9 protein-coding genes are annotated in these 19,109 nt (G+C 69.1%); 4 read left to right on the top strand and 5 right to left on the bottom strand.

The window, feature by feature from the left end; all coding sequences use genetic code 11:
* Positions 1-26: 26 nt before the first annotated feature.
* From SSKA14_RS12195 to SSKA14_RS12185, 3 genes are read right to left on the bottom strand one after another with little or no spacing between them, the layout of a single operon-like run.
* Positions 27-440, bottom strand: a complete 414-nt coding sequence (locus SSKA14_RS12195; RefSeq protein ID WP_005409874.1) for a biopolymer transporter ExbD — start codon at positions 438-440, stop codon at positions 27-29.
* 10 nt (positions 441-450) lie between these two features.
* Positions 451-2,235 (bottom strand): MotA/TolQ/ExbB proton channel family protein, encoded by a 1,785-nt coding sequence (locus SSKA14_RS12190; protein WP_008268190.1) that lies wholly within the window; start codon positions 2,233-2,235, stop codon positions 451-453.
* Between the two features lie 38 nt (positions 2,236-2,273).
* Entirely contained in the window at positions 2,274-3,887 is a 1,614-nt protein-coding gene (locus SSKA14_RS12185) for a ShlB/FhaC/HecB family hemolysin secretion/activation protein (RefSeq protein WP_040007606.1), read from the bottom strand.
* Positions 3,888-4,088: 201 nt separating this feature from the next.
* On the opposite strand from SSKA14_RS12185, the gene SSKA14_RS12180 reads away from it, so the two are divergent.
* Positions 4,089-4,424: a hypothetical protein gene (locus SSKA14_RS12180; RefSeq protein WP_008268519.1), complete on the top strand. Its 336-nt coding sequence runs from the start codon at positions 4,089-4,091 to the stop codon at positions 4,422-4,424.
* A gap of 34 nt (positions 4,425-4,458) precedes the next feature.
* Here SSKA14_RS12180 and SSKA14_RS12175 read toward each other — a convergent pair whose 3' ends face one another.
* Complete coding sequence (locus SSKA14_RS12175) at positions 4,459-4,932, bottom strand: general secretion pathway protein (RefSeq protein WP_198283630.1); 474 nt, start codon at positions 4,930-4,932, stop codon at positions 4,459-4,461.
* Positions 4,933-5,035: 103 nt separating this feature from the next.
* Here SSKA14_RS12175 and gspH point away from each other — a divergent pair, with 103 nt between their 5' ends.
* Genes gspH through SSKA14_RS12160 form a run of 3 tightly spaced genes read left to right on the top strand, consistent with a single transcriptional unit; the run spans position 5,036 to position 6,452 of the window.
* Entirely contained in the window at positions 5,036-5,482 is a 447-nt protein-coding gene (gene gspH / locus SSKA14_RS12170; RefSeq protein ID WP_008265554.1) for a type II secretion system minor pseudopilin GspH, read from the top strand.
* On the top strand, positions 5,479-5,841 hold the full coding sequence (gspI, locus tag SSKA14_RS12165; protein ID WP_040007604.1) for a type II secretion system minor pseudopilin GspI: 363 nt from the start codon (positions 5,479-5,481) through the stop codon (positions 5,839-5,841). The genes gspH and gspI overlap by 4 nt, the downstream gene beginning before the upstream one ends.
* Positions 5,838-6,452, top strand: a complete 615-nt coding sequence (locus SSKA14_RS12160) for a prepilin-type N-terminal cleavage/methylation domain-containing protein (protein WP_008267878.1) — start codon at positions 5,838-5,840, stop codon at positions 6,450-6,452. The genes gspI and SSKA14_RS12160 overlap by 4 nt, the downstream gene beginning before the upstream one ends.
* A gap of 219 nt (positions 6,453-6,671) precedes the next feature.
* Here the strand turns inward: SSKA14_RS12160 and SSKA14_RS12155 are convergent, their stop codons facing one another.
* Positions 6,672-19,067 carry a filamentous haemagglutinin family protein gene (locus SSKA14_RS12155; protein WP_008268345.1) on the bottom strand — a complete coding sequence of 4,132 codons (12,396 nt, stop codon included), beginning with the start codon at positions 19,065-19,067 and terminating at the stop codon, positions 6,672-6,674.
* Positions 19,068-19,109 lie beyond the last annotated feature (42 nt).

Below are 19,109 nucleotides of genomic sequence, written 5' to 3'. Positions count from 1 at the left end.
CGAGGGGGTTGATGGGCCGTCATGCCTCAGCCCTGTGCCTTGCCGGTGACCAGCCCGACCTGGGCCAGCTCCAGCCGCCGCAGCAGGTCAAGCACCTCGACCACGCGCGCGTATTGCACCTGCGCATCGCCGCGCACGATCACCGGGAAGTCCGGCGTGGTCGCACGTTCGGTGCGCAGGCGGTCTTCCAGTTCAGCCATCGTCACCGGGTAGGCATCGAGGAACACCTGGCCGCTGGGATCGATGGTGATCGCCTTGGTTTTCGGCTTCTCCAGCGCCACGCTGTTGCTGGCCTTCGGCAGGTTGACCTCGATGCCGGGGATGGAGGCGTTGCTGGTCAGGATGAAGATCACCAGCACCACCAGCAGCACGTCGACGAAGGGCGTCACGTTGATGCCCTTCTCGCGCTTCTTGATGCCGAACTTCGCCTTCTGGCCCATGGCGCGCCCCTCAGCCCTGGACCGCGGCCGGGCCGCGCCCGTCCTGCTCTTCGGCCAGGCGCGCGGCGAACTCGTCGATGAACACCGCCATGTCCGCGCCGATGGCTTCCGCACGCGCACCCAGGTAGTTGTAGCCGAACAGGGCCGGGATCGCGACGCCGAGGCCAGCGGCCGTACACAGCAGCGCGGCGGCCATGCCCGGCGCCACCGAGTTGATGTCCACCGCCCCGGCCATCGCTGCCACCACGAACACCAGCATGATGCCGATGACGGTGCCGAACAGGCCCACATACGGTGCGCCTTCAATGGTGGTGGACAGCCAGTTCATGCGCCGCGCCATGCCTTCCTGCTCGCGCACCATCACCGCATCCATCGAGGCGCGGATGGCGGCGATGGTGGCCGCGCTGAGGTAGCCGCTGTTGCCATCACGCTGGTGGCGCTGCTGCATCTCATCGATGGCGACCTGGTAGATGCGCCACAGCGAACCGTCGTGCATCGCGGTCGGCGCCTTGCCCTGGCGGTCCATGTCGGACAGGGTGCGCAGCGGCACGCCGGACAGCTTGCCGAAGCTCTCGGTGAACACGGCATTGGCCTTGCTGGTGCGGCCAAAGTGGCGGCTCTTGGCGATCATGATCGCCCACGACAGCAGCATCATCAGGCCAAGGATGGCCACCACCACCCAGGCGTCGAACGGCATCGCCTTGAGGATGAAACCGAAGTGGCTCTGCCCGGCCGACTGCTCGTCGGCACCGTAGCTGATGAGGCGCGAATCGGCGCCCTGCGCGGTGGCATCGGCCAGCAGCAGCGCCGCCGGGCGCGCCACCCGCGAGATGCGCAGCTCATCCAGCGCACCTTCGAAGTTGGCCAGTGGCTGCGTCGCACCCGCGGCGTCGGCGCCCACCACGGCGGCGGTGTTCAGGGCCGGCAGATCGCCACTGAGCTGGGCGACCACGCGCCCATTGAGGTACAGCTGCAGTGCCCCCTTCTCTGCAGTCAGCGCGACATGCGCCCACTGCCCTTCCGGAATCGGCTGCGCAGGCGTGCTGCGCTGGCCGTTGAGCTGCACGAACGGCACCCGGTTCTCGATGCCGAGCACCAGCTCGCCCGCGCCGTCGCGACGGGCATAGATGGCCTGCGCGGCACTGTTGTTGCCCGGCTTGATCCACGCGGAAACCGTCAATGGTGCGCCGGCCTGCTGCGCCAGCGAGGCGCTGGCCGGCAACGGCAGCGGGCCCGCCCCCAGCTGCACGCCGCGGCCGATCACTGAGCCTTCGGACGGCGGAACCACGGCCCCGGCATTGTTGCCATAGGCGGTGGTGTCGCGGGCGGGGGCATTGGCTTCGGCGAAGTGGTAGACCAGCGTGTAGTCCGGGTCGAACACCTGCTGGCCATTGCCGCTGGCCGGGGCCTTGTCGTTGCCGTAGTACATCCAGATCGTCTGTGGTGCCGCGGCGCTGACTGCCGGCACATCAACCCAGACCAGTGCCAGGCCGAGCTTGGGATCGAACTGTTCGATCTGGTGGGCCAGCACGGTGCGGCCATCGCCCGAGACGAAACGCAGGTCGCTGCCCGCATCCTGGGTACCATCGAAGCCGAAGTTGCCGGTATGCAGGCGCAGCAGCAACGGCGTGCGGCCCGGGTCACCGGCCAGGCCGGCGCCCTGCGGGCCGGCGTCGACGGTGATCGGCTTGCGGTACTTCCATTCGGCCTGCCACCAATTGGCATCGGCCGCAGCGGCGGGCAGCGCCACCAGCGCGGCCAGCAGCAACAACACTCGGGAAAGCAAACGGTCCATGCGAAGGGTCTCCGGGGAACGCATGTTCAAGGAAAGGGTCAGTAACTGGTGCTGATGTTGAAATGCAGGCGCGGGTCGTCCTTGCGCGTGACCGGGCCGTCGGCGTAGGGCCAGGCGTAGTCCAGGCGCAGTTGCAGGTGTTCGCCCAGGCGCAGCTGCGCACCCACGCCGACCGAGGCCAGGTTGTACTTGTCACGCTGATCGGGCAGCGGCTGGCGCAGGCGCAGGTAGGCTGCGTCTGCGAAGCTGTAGACGCGCAGGTCGGTGCCGCTCCACAGCGACCACGCCGGCGTACGCCATTCCAGGCTGGCCAGGCCGCCGTAGTCGCCGATCGCTTCGGCCGACAGATAGCCGCGTACCGTATACATGCCGCCGGCGGCGAACTGTTCGGCCGACACCAGCGGCGCGTCGGTCACCTGCAGCGAGCCGCGCGCATACCACTGCCAGTCGCTGCCGAAGGTATGGGTGTTGGCCACGTCGGCCTTGAAGGCCACGAAACTCGGATCGGCCCAGAATCGCTTCTGCCCGAATGCGGTGGCATCGCTGCCGTAGCCCAGCAGACGGCGGGTGCCGGCCACCAGCTGGGTATTGATGCTCAACTGGTCCTGCTCGCCCTGGCGCACGCCCACGAACGCGAGGGTGATCGGCGCATACTTCAGCGGCGTCTTCAGGCTGCCCTTTTCCATCTGCGTGTCTTCCTCGGTGTCCTTGAAGTCCACACCGAGGCTGAGCTGGCGCCACCACTGGCGGCTGCCGGCCAGGCGATAGTTGAGCTTGACGCCGATCGAATGGCCATTGCCGATCACGTTGGTGCCTGACCCGGTGCCGACCTGCGCGCCGGCATTCAACACCCGGCTGTCGGATTTGTAGCCGGAGGCTTCCAGGCTCCAGGGCGTGCCTTCGAACGGCATCATGTACGACGCCGAGAACACCTTGGCCTGCTGGGTGTCCTGCGGCGCCAGGTACACGCCGACGTTGACGCTGTGCCCGCGCTGCCACAGGTTGTCGTAGGCCAGCGAGGTGCTCAGGCGCAGCTTCTCGGTATCGGCGCTGCGATCGTTGTTCAGTGCCGCGCTGACCCGCCACGGCGACTTCTCTTCAACCTGCAGGTCCACGTCCATCGTGCCGGGCACCTGGCCTTCGCGCACCAGTGGCATCACCTGCCGGCGCCCGCCTTCGTTGAGCGCGGTCAGTTCCCTCTGCGCCTGCTCGAAATCAGGCACCTTGCCTTCGGCCAGCGCCGGCACCCGCTCGCGGATGCGTTCGGGCGACTCGTGCCTGGTGCCGACCACGCGCAGCTGGCCGATCGGCGTCTGCTGCACCTTCAGCAGTACCACGCCGCCACTGACCTGCTGTTCCGGCAGTTCAACGTAGACCGACTGGTAACCGGCCTGCTGGTACAGCGCATTGACCGCATCACGCGCCTTCTCCACATCGGCCAGGGTCTTGCCCGGGCCGAGGAACGGCTCCACTGCACGTTCGATCTGGCGCGGATCGAGCACGGTGTTGCCGCGCACGATGTATTCGTTGATGTTCACGCTGGGCGCGGGCGCCTGCTGTGCGAACAACGGCAGCGGCATCATGGCCAGGGCCAGCACCGACGGATGCAGGCGCAGCGGAAGGCAGACGGCTCGGGACGGAACAGGAGTCATCGAAGGCATCGCGTCGTATCGAAGGGAATGGCCATGGAGCGGCGCGTGGATCTACCAACAGGACGTGCACGTCGCGTCAAAGCCGCCAACAGTTTTGTGACAGCCCTGTCATCTTTTGACAGCGCCGGAACCCTCGCGGGCGGACACTGCCTTCGCCATACGTCTTCGGTGAAGAACACGGGTTGCCGCAGGAGATTCGAGATGAGCAGTTCATTGAAGACGGGCCTCCACCCTGCCCTCGCCCTGGCATTGCTGCTGGTGGCGCCACCGCTCCACGCCGGGGAAGCGAAGAAGCAGGACGATGCCGCACCATGCATCGAAGTGCAGGTCAACGGCGAGCGCATCCCTGCCTGGGACTGCCTGCAGCGCAAGCTGGCACCGGCGCGGAAAGCGGCGGGGTCACCGGCGCTGCCCGAAGCCGAACGCCTGATGCGGCAGCCTGGCAACCAGCTGATGCAGTACAACCTGGAAGGCACGCGACAGCGCATGGGCGATGCCTTTGGTCGTTCGGTGGTGCCGCAGCGTCCGGCGCGCTGAGCCCGTGCATCTGCAGCCGAGCGTGGGCTAGGCGCTACAGGGCGCCGCGCTGCGCAGCGGCCGGCACGATGCCGTCGGTCGGCACCGGTGGCAGCTCTGGCACCGGCAGGCTGCGCGACTGCCCGGCCTGGTTCAGTTCCACCGTGCTGGCGCTGATGCTGGCCAGTACCGTGCAGGGCCCCAGCCGCTGGCCGGGGGCGTACGCTTCCGCAGGACGGCCATCGACCGAGAGCAGGGCCAGCGGCGAGTGGTCGCCGGCCATCACGCCCAGCACCACCACTTCGGTCTGGACGGCGCCAGGCGAAAGCAGCCGCACCAGCGGCAGGCTGGCTGCCGCCGCGAACACCGGCCGCGCGGCAGCCTCGGCAGGCGCCTCGCTGGCCACCGCCGCTGGCGCTACCGCAGACAGGGTCACCGTCCAGTAGGCCACCACGGCCAGCAGCAGCGTCGCTGCCAGCACAGTCAACAGCCGATTGCGATCCCAGCGCCTGTCCATGTCCTGCACCATCGCCACGTTCGTGTCCGCCCACGCTAGCAGCTGGCGCTGACGCTTTTGTTTCATCATGCGCGCATACGCTGGCAGGCATCGGCAAGGACCGGAGGCAATGTCGATGCTGCACATTCCGCGTGGCTTCACTCTGCTGGAACTGATGGTGGTGCTGGTGATCATCGGCATCTGCACGGCCGGCATCGGCCTGGGCCTGGGCAGCCTGCTCGACCCCGCGCGGCAGCTGCGGCAGGAGGCCGAGCGGCTGGCACAACGCCTGCAGGTCGCGCGCGACGAGGCCCGCATCGATGGCAACACCGTGCGCTGGCAGGCCGACGCCGACGGTTACCATTTCAGCCGCCGCGAAGGCAGCCGCTGGTTGAGCATGGAACGCGACGACGTGCTGCGGCCACAGAGGTGGCAGGCCGCCGGCATTTCGGTGCAGCCGGCCACCGCCATCGAATTGAGCCCGGAATGGATCGGCGTTGCCTGGGAAGTACGGCTGTCGCTGGACGGTCGTCAACTGCGTCTTCGTGATGATGGCAGCGGACAGTTGCAGGTCGTGCAGTGAAACGGAACACGCGCGGATTCACCCTGATCGAAGTGCTGATCGCACTGGCGATCGTGTCGATTGCCCTGGCCGCGGTGATGCGATCGGTCGCGGTCGCCACCGATGATCAGTCGCGCCTGCGCGACCGCCGGCTGGCCCTGATGTGTGCGCAGGATCGATGGCAGGAACTGCGCCTGGCCGGGCAGCTACCGCAGGATGGACGCCAGCGCTGCCTGCAGGGGCGCAGTCCGTTCCTGGTGCTGCAGCATCTGGGCACTGGGGCGGATGGGCAGCCGCAGCTGGAACTGAACGTGGTGGCCGAACAGGCCCCGCGGCAGTCGCTGGCGCGGATGCAGCTGCCCTGGACAGCCACGCCATGAAACGCCCGGCGCACGGCTTCACCCTGATTGAAGTGATGATCGCGATCACCATCATGGGCGTGCTGGCACTGATCTGCTGGCGGGCCATTGACAGTGTGGCCAGCAGCAACCAGCGCCTGCGCCAGGCCGATGCGGAGACCACCCATGCATTGCGCGCGCTGCAGCAGTTCCAACGCGATGTCGAGATGCGTGCCGATGATGCGCTGATGAACGGCGCGGTGCGTCCGGCGGATCAGCCGCAACGATTGCTGCCGCCCTCGCTGACCAGTGAGCGACATCCGGACGGTAGTTTCGCACTGGAAATCACCCGCAGCGTGGGCAGCGACGGGCTGCGCTGGCAGCGCGTGCGCTGGTGGCGGCAGGGGGACACGGTGTGGCGGGCCAGCGGCGCTGCCACTGATCGTTACCCGCTGCCTGCACCCGAGCCGTCGAAGGGCATTGTGGTCGCACGCGCCGTGCAGCGCTTCGAGGTGCGCGCGTGGCAGCCGGGGGCAGGCTGGGCGTCGTTGCCGGGCGAAGGCGATGTGTTTCCGGCCACCGGCCTGGAGCTGCGGCTGGAGCTGCGCGACGGGCGCGGTGCGTTGAGCTATCGGCGGGTGGTGGGGTTCTAGGGCGCCACGCGGCCGATCCATCCACGCATGGCGTGGAGCTACCGGCGGGCAACGATGCGCTGCCCTTCTGCCGCCGGGCGCACTCCTGCACCCGGCGGCGCCGTGTCGGTGGTCCTCACCGCTGATGGCCGCTCCCTGCCCTCCGTGCCGTCCTGGCTGGGGCCGCCACCCCTCCATGGCGGCTGGCCCGATGCTGCCGACTACAGCGCCGTTCGATGCTCAGCGGCGCTGCTTGCCTTCGTCACGCCTGGCCTGCGGGAACTGGAAGGCGCTGTTGTCGTCGTAGCCACTGCTGGCGGTGTTGCCGCGCGTCGGCGGCTGGATGCTGCTGGTGCCGCTGCCGAAGCCGAGGATCTGCACGCTGATCACCGACGGCTGGTTGCGCCGTGCGTCGTCCTGGCTCTTGCGCATCACGTCCTGTGCGGCCTGGCTGGCACTGTTTGCCGCTGCACTGGCTGCCGCCAGTGCGTTGACGTTCACCGTGGCCAGTACCGGCAGGCCCTTGCTCTCTCCCTGCACCTGGATGTTGGCGGCATTGAGCACCTGCAGCGCAGCCAGGTTGATGTTGCCCGAGACGCGGATGCCCGCTTCGCCCGCGTCGATGGTGCCCAGGGGCGCGATCAGGTCGACGTCGCCGGCCGGCACTTCCGGAATCGGATTCAGCGTGGCAAAGCCCGCGCCGGTCGCAGGCGCCAGCGGTGACAGCACGACGTTGCCCCAGCGGTCGTAGACGCGGCGCGGCGGGGTATACAGCAGCGTGGTGCGCGAGCCGCGCCCGGCGTTGATGTTCCCATGCTCCGACCAGCCCAGGATGTCACCGCCGAAGGTGGTCATCACCCGCGACAGCCCCAGCAGCACGCTGTCCTGGCTGAACAGCCGGATATCTCCGCGGCCCTGGGTGATCAGGCCGGAACTGGCCGGCGGAACCTCGCCTGCCACGCCCAGTACGATCTGGCCGCCCGGCGCCAGCAGCTCGATGTTGCCACCGGCCTCGGTACGCACGCCGGAGCCACCGAACATCACGATGTCGCCGGTCCGGTCGAGGGCGGCACCGTTGGCATCCTTGTCCGGCATCAGGGTGGCGATGGCTTCGCGCCCGCGCAGATAGGAGCCGAAGCGCGGTCCCTCGGCATCGTTGTACTCGCGGCCACCCTCGCGCAGCTCGGCATAGAAGACCTGGCGCAGGAAGATGTGCTGCTGCTCCTTCGGCAGCGCATCGAAGGCGGCCAGCGCGGAGCCGTCGTCCACGCGCATGCCGAATCGCTGCGACAGCCACTGCTTCAGTTCCGTGTCGTAGACCTTGGCCACCTTCCCCGGCTGCGATGCCAGCGGCTGCGCAGGATCGGCAAGATTGGCAGCCCCCAGGTAGCGGGCGCGCACCGCATCGAAGGCGATGTGCTGGTCGCCTGCAGTCAAGGACACGCTGGCACCCGGCCGGGTGTCGCCCTGGATCAGGCCGCCGGTGGTGGTCACGCTGCCCGCGTCCTCGAAGCGGAGCTGGCGACCCGCGCTGACATCAACGTTGCCCGGTCCGGCCACGTGCACCGTGCTGCGCACCACATCGCGCCCCGCCTGCACCACGGTGATGTCGGTGGCAGTGGTGTTCATCGCGCCGATGCTGGACACCAGGATGTCGCCGCCGGCGCGCACCTGGACCGGGGCGGAAAGATCGCTCCAGTTGAGCAGGCTGCGCGTGCCCATGGCGTTATCCAGCGTCCACTGGCCACCGGTCCTCAGGCCGACGATGTCACCCTGCACTGCATAGAATCGATTCGGCGCGCTCGCGCCTTCGCGCAGTTCCCGCGCTAGCGGCGCATTCGGGCCGAACGCGAACAGCGGCAGCGAGGCGCGCGGATTGCCTGCCACGCCATCCACCGAGGCGTTGCCGATCACTGTCGCGCCCACTTCGGCGGTGAAGGCCGGCGCGAACGGCGACGGCAAGCGCACATCGGCGCCGGAGCTGCTGATGTCGGCACCGCGCATCGGCACCAGGATCGAGTCCATCGCCAGCACTTCCAGCGAACCGCGTGCCGAGGGCGCGGTCAGCAGCACATCGCGTGCATCACTGCCCGTGGTCGATGTTTCCGCAAGGCGGATGCTGCCGCTGGCGGCCAGCATCCGCAGCTGCGAGGGATACAGCCAGTAGCGAAGATCGGCACCGCCACGTTGCTTCACCGCCTCGGCGAACAATTCGCCGGACTCGGCGGTGGCCATCACGGTTCCCCTCTGCTGGCCGGGCGCGAGGTCGCCACCGGCCGAGATCAGGTCAACCGCGGTATTGGCGGTCCACAGCGAGAACCAGCTGCTGGAAGCGGCGATGCGGCCATCGCCCAGCGCCAGTGCGTTGTAGCTGGGCACCGGTACCCGGCCGGCGTCGGCCACGCCGGCCAGCACCAGGTCGCCGCGCGACTGCAGGGTCGCCACCGCGTCGCCCAGCACCAGCACCGGCCCACCCATGGCATCGCCCAGCTGCGCGCGGAACGGATCTTCCTGCCGCAGGCCGCTGTAAGGCGCCACGTAGTGCGCCACATTGGTGACCATGCCACCGATGCGTGCCGCGTCCAGCTGCATGCGCCCACGCAGGTTGACCAGCGCACCACTGAGCGGCAGGTTGGGCTGGTTCAACGACGGATCGCTGGTTGCCAGTGCAAGGTTCGGATTCAGCGCGCCGCCCAGCCGCACCGCCAGATCGCCGCCACCGGTCAGGTGCAGCGTACCGTCGGCCTCGACGCGCCCGGTCGAGCCCACCGCTGCCACCACGCCGGACGAATGGCGTGCCAGTGAATTGACCACGGTTCCGCTGGCCACGCCCGCGTCACGGCCAGCTTCGAGGGTGAGGTTGCCGCCGCCCAGCGTGCCGAAGCCCATGAAGCCCACCATGCGCGCACCGGTAAGCGTCGGCAGGCTGGTGTAGCTGCCGAAGTTCACCCACCAGCTGGTCGCTGTGGACGACGCCCCGGCCACGCCCGGGCTGCCCTGGCGCCACAGCCAGTTGCCCACCGCGCTGGGGGCAAAGCCCGCGCCTTCGCTCTGGCTGCGCGGCGTGACGTCGAATCCGACCTGGCCGGCGCTGTCCCACAGGTCGCCACGGATGTCGCGGCCCGCGGAAACGGTCAGGTTTCCGCCGTGGTCCGGATACCAGGCCTGCCATGCCCCCAAAGCGGCCCCATAGCGCCCGTCCGCATCGGTCGGCCCAAGCACGGTGGCCAGCCCCGGCGCTGGCGCCCGGCCCGGATTGAACGCTGCATCGCGCCCGTTGCCCAGCGATGTCGGGGCACCGGCGGTGTACACACCGAAGCCCGACATCATCCGCACGTCGCGGCCGGCCAGCAGCTGCAGGTCGCCCTTGCCGGTGCGCAGCACGCTCCACAGCGGGGTGCCCAGCTTCGAGCCATAGATCGTCTTCTCGATCAGTTCGCCACCGCCATAGCAGTAGTCGGTGATCGCGCAGAAGCTCTCTTCGGTCATGCCGAAGATCTCGGCGAACTCCTTCGCCGACATGCCCACCGCCGACTCATCGCCCACCAGGTCTAGCGAGGCCTGCTTGGCCACCAGGCGCGGGGCCAGGCCGCAGAAGCCTTCGCCGGCGTCGCACAGCGTCTGCTCGTCGACGCCCAGTTCTTCGGCCACTTCCTTCAACGGGCGATTGGCGTAGGAGGGATCACCGATCAGCGCAAGCGCGCCATCCAGGGTGAGGACCCGCTCGCCGATCCACTCGCTGGTCTTCTGTACGGTGCCGATCGTTCCATAGTGGCTGTCGGCCAGAATCAGGTCGCCCTTGGCATCCAGCCGGCGCAGGCGCGGATCGGCGGCCGAGGTATCGGCACCGGCCACGGCAGTGACATCCCACGACGTGGTGCCTTCCGGCAACATCGCCGCCAACGCCCAGTTGCGGCCCTGCCTGCCGTTGGCATCGGCCGGCCGCAGGTTGACCGGCTTGCCGCCGGGCAGCTTCACCGCGGTCATCGACGGAATCAGCGAGCCCGGAGCCAGCGCAACCGCGCCGGACAATTCCATGGCCTCCGGCAACGCCGCACCTGCCGGCCAGAGCTGCGCCGCCAGCGTTGCTTTCGAAGCGAGCCGGAAGCCGGCGCCCAGCCGATCACCGGCCGCCAGCTGCAACGGCTGCTGCAGCAGGCTGCCCGCGGCCAGCACGGTACCGTCGGCGAGGGTGACTGCTGCCGGCAGCACCGTACCCGCCGCCAGCAGCAGGCGTGCGCCCAGCCGCATCTCCGCCGGCAGCACGGTGCCGGCGGGCACATCGGTCTGCGTGACCGGGATCGCGTAGTTCAGCACCGCGCCCTTCGGGAACCGTGTCGCGGCCTGCAGCGTCACGCCATCGATGGGCACCACGATGTCGCCGCCAAGCGGCGTGATGCGCAGCGTATTGGCATCGGCCGTCTCTCCGAGCATCCAGCCCGACTCATCGGGATTGGCCGGGGGCGGCGCGAAACCATCATTGATGCTGCCGTAGATACTGAGATCGCCCGCTGCGCGCAGCACCAGCGCAGCCGACTCGCCGAATCCACGACGCAGGGGGTCATTGCGATTGGCCTGCGGGCCATAGCGGTAGCCGGACAGATCCAGGTCGCCGCGCACGGTCAGGTTGCCGGTGGGATTGTCGGCCGACACCTGGCCCACGATCTCCACGCCGGGCCGCAGGCGCACCTTGCCCAATGCCGCAGTGCGCGCGGCCAGATCGGCATTGCCGAGGGCGGCGTTCATCCATGCCTGGTTGTGCGGATCGATCACCGTGTCCAGCCATTGCTGGGTAACCAGCTGCGGCCGATGGCCATTGACGTCCGGCGTTGCTGCCAGCGGCGCGTCGGTATAGCGCCGGAAAGCATTGACCAGCACATCCCGCGCGCCGGTGACCGACGCACCGGACTCGGCGCGCACTGCTGCATCGTCAGTACCCCGTCGTGGCACATTGAGGGTGAAGGTGCCTCGTGCCACGCCATCGTTCTGGCCGGGCGCGGTGCCCTGTGCAACCGCGGTGCCACTGCGCAGGTCAACGCGCGCGGCACTGCCCAGCACCACCTCGCCGTCGCGGCTGCCCAGCTCCACCAGCGCACGGTTGCTGCTGTCGATGATCTTGCCGTAGCTGTCCACCCGCAGCCCGCTGCCGTGTGCATCCAGCAGCCCATCCACCTGCAGGCGGTCACGCGCGGCCAGGCGGATGCTTCCCACCTGCTCTCCGCTGGCGTCGATGGTGCCGAGCACATGCAGGCTGCCGCCGTCGATGCTGAGCGCAACGTTGCGCGCCTTCAGCGTGTCGGTCACGGTCAGGTCGCCCTGCTTGAGCTGGAAGCTGCGGGTACCGAAGAAGCCACCCGCATCCAGCTGGCGGTTCAAGCCGGCGAAGTCGGAAAGCTGCTGCGCGCGCAGCACCAGTTCGCCGCTGTCATAGGGCACCGTGCTGCCCCCGGTGGCCTGGCGTCCGCTCCCGCTGCCACGCAGGGTCCCGGCCAGCTCGATGCGGCCCGCGTTCTCGCCCAGCGCATTGGCGGTGATCCGGCCTGCGCGGTTGTTCGATGCCGAGACGTCGATGCTCGAGCCAGCGGCGGCCAGCACGTTGCCCTGGCGCGCGGTCAGTTCAACGTCGCCGCCCCAGCTGTACTTGTCCAGATCGTCCATGCGGATGCGGCGCCCGGCCAGGTCGATGCGGGCGTTGCTGCCCAGCACCACGTCGCCCTCCGCCCTGGCCTGCAGGCGGCCCGAAGCCAGCGCCACGGCGGAGTCGATCAGGATGTTGCGTGCCTGCAGCCCAAGTTCAGCGCCCAGCGCATCGTGCCCCTGGGTCTGGCCGGCGCCGCTGATGCGCAGATCACCCCCGCTCCGCACCTGCAGGGCACTTCCTGCCGCGCCGGTCAGCAGCGGTGCCTGGATGTCCAGTGCGCCGCCGCTGTACTGCCAGCCCGTGCCGGCCTGGTAGGCGCCCTGGGCCTGGTAGACATCCAGCGTGCCCTTGCCGGCGAACTGCACCTGCTGCGTGGCCCGCAGCGAGACGCCGTCGAAACCGAGCACCTGGCGGTTGGCCGGCACTTCCGAACTGGGGCGTGTATAGGGCGCGCGGCCGAGGATCAGCGAGCGCGTGTTGAGCTCGAGCTGCCCATGGCCGAGCCGATCGACCATCGCCGCGCCCGGCGCCTGCGGGGTACCGTCGGTCAGCACCGTCGACACCGCCTGTGTGCCATCCCATACCAGCGTGTCGGCATAGATGCGGGCCTGGTCACCGGCCTTGCCGTAGCCATGGATCGCCGGTGCCCCCAGCACCAGCTCGCGCAGGCTGCTGTTGCCGGTGGCCGGATTGCGGGTGTCCAGGTCCACGCTGCCGAATACGTTGATCGCGTCGCGTGCGGACAGGCTCAGTGTCTCCAGCGCGGGCGTGCCAAGCGCGGTATTGCCCCGCAGCAGCTGCTGCAGGCTCTGCTGGTTCAGCGCCAGCCCCTGCGGCAGGGCACCCTGTGCAGCCATCGCCTGCAGCGATGCGGCATCACCAAGGTTGATGGCAGTCATCGACAGGCCCAGGCGGCGCGTGCCATAGCTGACGTTGTCGCGCAGCTGGAACCCGCCCTCGGTACTGACATTGATGCTGCCCTCGGACAGCAAGCGGGTCTGCCCGGTGCAGCTGTCGCTGCGGCAGGCGCCCACATCGATCGCCACCCGGGCGGCCGCGCCTCCCGACAGCAGGTTGGTCTGGCCGTTGGACACGGCCAGCACGCCCGTGGTCGCATCGAGCTTCATCAGGTAGCCATCGGTGGCGTCGTAGCCGGGCTTTCCACGCCCGACCGTACTGATCACGGCGCCCTGCTCGACCACCACGCCCGCACCACCGGCCGCGGCGCCCAGGATCACCTCGGGCGCGCTCAGCGTTGCACCGGAACGAACCAGTACTCCGCCGCCTTCCGATCTCACATTCAGCGTGCCGGGCAGAGTGGCGTCCGGACGCAGGGTCACACCGACCATCAGGCGCGAGGGCTGCAACGCAGTGAGCGCGTCGGCGAAAATGGCCGCCATGCTGCCCGCGCTGGCGCGCTGGCCTGCGCCCAGCACTTCCAGGGTGCTCGGGCCACCACTGCCGACCACCGACACCGTGCCGCCGAAGCCCTTGCTGCCGGCCTCGGCCGCGAAACGTGTCATGCCCTGCATGCGCAGGGCGTCTGTGGTGCCCAGGCCCGCACCGGCGCCCAGCGTGAGCCGCAGCGTGCCGGCGTCCACCGACTGCATGCCACGCGCGATGCCGCGGCGCGCTGCATCTTCCTGCACGAACGCGTTGTAGCCGGTTTCGTTGTAGCCGGAGTGGCGGCGCACCACGTCGGCCGGGGTCAGCACCAGGTCCGTCCACAACGGCGATGCGGAAGGCGCAAGCCCCTGCGCCTGCTGGCCGCTGACTTTCCACGAGCCGGTTCCGGTGGCGGTGGCCAGCGCCTGCTGCGTGCCCTGAGCCCCCACTTCCACCCGGAAGGCGCCCGGCTGCAGCGCGTAGGACGCCGGCAGCAACGTATAGGTGCCCGCCGCCAGGCCCGGCACCCCTTCAGGCACGGTGATGCGCTGGCCGATGCCCGGGTCGGCGCTGCCGTCGGCCAGGCCCAGCGGCGCGATGCCGTTGCGGTAGGACGGGACGATGGCATACACCGCGTTGCTGCTGGCGCTGAAGGTGTAGGCCGGATTGGCGTCACGCAGTGCGTGGCTGCGCACGTCCACCGAGCCGCTGCGGCCACTGACGAACCCTGCGCCGGTCAGCGTGCCGCCACCGGACAGGTCCAGCAGCGCACCGGCCTGGATGTCGACACTGTTGGCATGCAGGTCGACACCCACCGTGTCCACGGTGTTGATCATGCCCACCAGGCTGGGGCTGACATCCTTGCCGTTCAGGCGCCAGCGCTGGCCATCCACGGTGCCACCGAAGGGAACGCTGAGGCCGGCCGCGCTGCTTGAGGTCACACTGCCGGGCAACAGCGTGATACGCGACGCGACATTGCCTGGGCCCAGGCCGCCGATCACCAGCTGCCCCAGCGGCGCGCGCACCACGCCGCCCTGCTCGACCGTGGCGGCAACCAACGCCAGCGAGCCGAACACCGAGTCGGCCGCAGGAGGCGTGGCGCCGGTGCCATGGATGCGAAGCACGCCCTTGGCATCGGTCCAGTTGTTCTGTCCACCCAGCACATCGTAGATCGATACCGCGATGCGGCCCTTGGTCCCGGCAACCGGATAGATCTGTGCGGCCGTGATGTCCAGGCTCGACGGCGCCAGCAGCTGGGTATCGAAGAAGTTGCTGTTGCCACTGACTTTCGCCAGCAGCCGCAGGTCGCGGCTGCTGGCAAGGTGGGCGCTGCCGAAGCCGGCCAGGTCGACCGTATCGCGTACGTCCAGCACCTGTGCCGAGGCGCTGAAACTGTGGTTGCCGGCATCGGCACGGGCCGCCACCGGCGCCACAAAGGGATTGTCCGAGGTGTCACGGAACCAGCGTGCCTGCGCAAGGCGTACATAGGGCGCCTGCACGTGCAAGGCCGATCCCGCCGCGCTGCCGGTGGCCATGCCCATCGCGGCATCGCTCAGCCCGTACAGGCGCAGGCTCTGCCCCACGCGCAGGTCGACATCCCCCTGCGCGCGAAGATCGCCGAACACCGAAAGATGATCGAAGCCACCGGCCTGCACCTGCGCTGCCGACAGCTCGGCGTGCCCGTGCTGCAATGGCGTGGACGCGCCAGGGGCGGCATCGCTGGACTGCTGCACCAGGGTGATTGCACGCGGGCCAAGCTCCGCAGCGCCCGCCCGGCGCTCGTACACCCCGCCGCCGAAGGCCACGCCCAGCGTGCCGCCCTGCGCGCCCACGCCACCGGCCGCCGCCCGCAGCGTGCCATCCAGGTACAGGCCATTGGCCGAGCGCAACACGATCGTGCCGCCGTCGCTGGCCACGGAACGGGTGCCACTGCCATCCACGGTCAGCGTCTCGCGGGTACCGGACGCATCCAGAACCGCGCCGCGCTCGACCACTACGAAGGCATCCGGCGGGCGGTTCTCCAGCGCATCGCGCGACTCCCAGTCCAGCGTACCGCCGATCCCGATGCTGCCGCCCGAATGCAGCACGCCCTGGTGACGACCCGCGGCGTCCTCCGCGGCGAAGCTGTCGCCGGACACATCCAGCAGCGCGTTGCTGCCGATGCGATAGCGCAACGGGGTGCCGCCGATCTGGTAGCGCTGCTGGTTGTCGCGGACATCGTCGAGGCGGATGCTGCCCGCCTTCGCGATCAGTGCACCGGCCACGTCGATGTTGCCACCGCCGCGCAGCTCGATCGACTGCCCGGCATCGACCTGCACGACCGCGTTGCTGCCGATCCTTACATCTCCGCCCAGCGTATTGCGCTGCGAGCGCAGCAGCACGCTTGCGCCCTGCCGCTGGGTAACCGAACCGCTACCCGGGTTGAAGGCATACAGCGGTGCAGTCCAGGCCTCCAGGCCTTCGCCTGCGGTCGCTGCATCGGCAGCGGCCTGGCGCACGCGCAGCGTCGGTGCGCGCACGTCCAGCCGGGTGCCATCGGCCACCTCAAGCCCGGCGTGGCCGTTGATGTCGTACTGGCCGAATCCGCTGTGCAGCAGCGTCGGTGAAAGCCACAGGCTGCCATCGTCGCTGGCCCGGTCAGCCAACCTCACCTTGCCCCCGGTTGCCAGCTGCAGGGTGCCTGCACCGCTGCTGCCCAGGCCACTGATCTGCCCGTCCAGCTGCAAGCGCCCACTGCCATCGGTGGTCACCTGGCTGCTGTCGGCCAGCAGGGCGATGTCACCGCCCTTGCCTGCGCCGGCCTTGCCCTGCAGGTCGACGCGTCCACCCGCATCGACACTGATGCGACTGCCCGCGGCCAACGACACATCATGGCTGCTTTCCAGCTGCACGCGACCGCCGTTGATCCACGCCTGCGCGCTGCCGGCGCCGCCGTCCAGGCGCTGATTTGCCCAGCGGCCATCGAGGTCGATCACCGCCGCTTCGCCCAACGCGACCACACCACGACCGTTGGCCTGCACCACCTGCATCCGGCCGGTGGCGTCGGCCAGAAGATTGCTGGCGGTCAGGCCGCCCCCGGCAATCCGGACCTGGCCGTTGATGTCGACGCGGCCACCGACCAGATTCAGCTGCCCGCCATCGGCAAGGGCCAGCTCACCGTCGATGCGGATGCCGCCTGCCGTCGCCAGGTCCAGCCGGCCCCACTGCTGGGCGCTCAACTGTGCGCCATCGAGCCAGACGGTGTTGCGCCGGCTTTCATCCAGCGCGCTCTGCAGGCTCCAGCGTGCGGTGGCCGCCGGGGGCGTGCCGATACGCACCTGCGAGTCGAATACCGCATTGCGGCCGGTACCGTCGTAGCGCCCCAGCGACAGCTGCGCGCCGCGTGCCACCGCCGTCTGCGATTGCACGTAGCCATCGGTGCTGCTGCCCGGTGCCCGCGTCTGCCGCACGCCATTGAACACGGCAGTCTCGATCTGCCCCTCCAGCACCGCGGTCGGCGCCGAAACCAGCAGCCGCCCGGCATCGCGCCCCACCGTGTAGCCATTCTCGTAACGCGATTCATTGCCGATCAACGGATTGCGCCAGGCCTCGGTGATGCCCCAGCGCGCCTGTTCCACTTCAAAACCGCGATACAGGCCGGCGAATCCACGATCCACCGGCGCGTCGTCCAGGCGATACAGCTGTCCATCGTTGCCGCGCAGCCAGCTCTCCTTGAGCATGCCGCTGGCCACATCGAGGCTGCCGCCTGACAGGTTGATCCGCGAACCTGCGGCGCTGACCACTTCGCTGCCGGCAAGCTGCACGGTGCCGCCCTGCGCGGCCCATTCGCCGATGGAGTGGCGCTGGTTGCCCAGGTAGCCGCTCACTTCCAGCAGTCCTCCACCGGCATACCAGCGCTCGCCTTCATGACCGCCGGTCCCGGCCGGCACGTAGATCAGACCGCGCCGGTCGACCCAGACCCGGCTGCTGTTGAGCGTGCCGGCATCGCGCACGTCCGGGGCATCGCGCAGTTCGTTGCCCTGCACGTTGATTTCCAGCTGGTTGCTCTCCATCGCCACCTTCACTCCGGTGGCGCCGGATACATCCACGCGTGCGCCATCGCCCAGCAGCGTGCGTTGGCGTGCGTCGACCACGATCTGGCCGCCGGTCGCCAGGGTCAGCGACCCGGCCTGGGCCTCGACCGTGCCACCGGAGACGATTTCCACGCGCGACTGGTCGCGCCGATCCTGCAGCCGCGACAGGTTGTCGAACGCGCCCTGTGCGGCGGTGCTGCGCACCTTGTCCTGGGTGGCCGACTCGTTCAGCAGCGCCTGTCGCTGGCTGTCGAGCGCGGTGGTCTTGCCATCGTCCTCAAGCAGGATGGCCGTGGTGGCCTCGCGGCCGAGGGTCACGCTGGCCTTGCCATCGCTGGCGGAGGTGAGCAGGTGGACGGTGCCGCGCTGGTTCAGGGTGCTGGTGGCGACTGCGACGCCGGCCTGCTCGACATGACGTCCGGCCAGCGTGACGTCGCCTTCGCGTGCCTGGATCAGACCGCTGTTGCGCACGTCGCCTGCCGTGCTGCCCGCCACGAAGCGCGGCGCGATCTCGTTGCCAGCGGTGGTGGAGGACGTGTTCTGCGCCGTGCCCACGCCGCGCCGGATCACGAAGCTGTCGCCGGCGGCGAGCTGGGTCTGGCCCTTGCGGGTGTCGATCTGGCCGGCATTCTCCACGCTGCGCCCTGCCAACAGGACATAGCCGCCCCCACGCGTGGCCGTGGTGGGCTCATGGGTGGCAATGCGTGCACCTCGCTCCACCATCACCTTGCCGAACGCCTCGGTCAGCGCATCCGAACTGGCGTTGACGCTGTACAGGCCTTCATCACGGAACTGAGTGTCGCTGATCCGCGCGGCCGCCGCCACCAGGTTGCGTACATTCACCTGGCCGTTGTTGCCGAAGATCACACCATTGCGATTGACCACGAACACGCTGCCGTCGGCCTTCAGCTGGCCGAGGATCTGGCTGGGCCGTGCGTTGGGATCGTTGACCCGGTTCAACACCGCCCAGTCCGCGTTCTGGAGGAAGTTCAACGTGGTGTTGGCACCAATGTTGAAGGTCTCCCAGTTCAGGATCGCCTTGTCCGCGGTCTGTTCGATGCTGACCTGCACGCGGCCATCGGCGCCCTGCCCCTGGATGGCCTCGCGTGCGTTGGTCCAGCCTCGCGTCAGCGGGTTCTCATCCACCTTCAGGCCGTCCTTGCCCAGCCCGTCGGCCACCACGAATCCCGCGTCACGCCGTGCCTGCCTGGCTTCCTGCTGCAGCCGTTGCTGCAGCGCGATGGCCTGTGCGGCGGTCCCCAGGTTGTCGATGGACTGCTGCAGCTGCTGGCGGGCCGCATCCTGCTGCTGCGCGGGCAGCTGGAACTGGATCGGCACCCCGCTGGGCATGCGTCCACTCTGCGCGGCCGCGCCCTGGGCGGCACCGCGGTCGGCAAACCAGGCCGGGCTGAAGGCCTGCTGGGCCTGGCTGGCCGGCGCCACCACCGTACCAAGCGCAACGGCGACGGCCCAGGCCATCGGGTGGCTGCGGCGCAGCGTGGACGGGCGCGAAGCGGTCGTGAGCGGATGCGACATCTGAACCTCGTCAACCTGGTTGGGCGGCCGCGATCACGGCGC

Source organism: Stenotrophomonas sp. SKA14 (assembly GCF_000158575.1).
GTDB classification, from domain to species: Bacteria; Pseudomonadota; Gammaproteobacteria; order Xanthomonadales; family Xanthomonadaceae; genus Stenotrophomonas; species Stenotrophomonas forensis.
The sequence above is the reverse complement of the archived record's forward strand: the minus strand, read 5'-3'. Positions and strand labels throughout refer to the sequence as shown.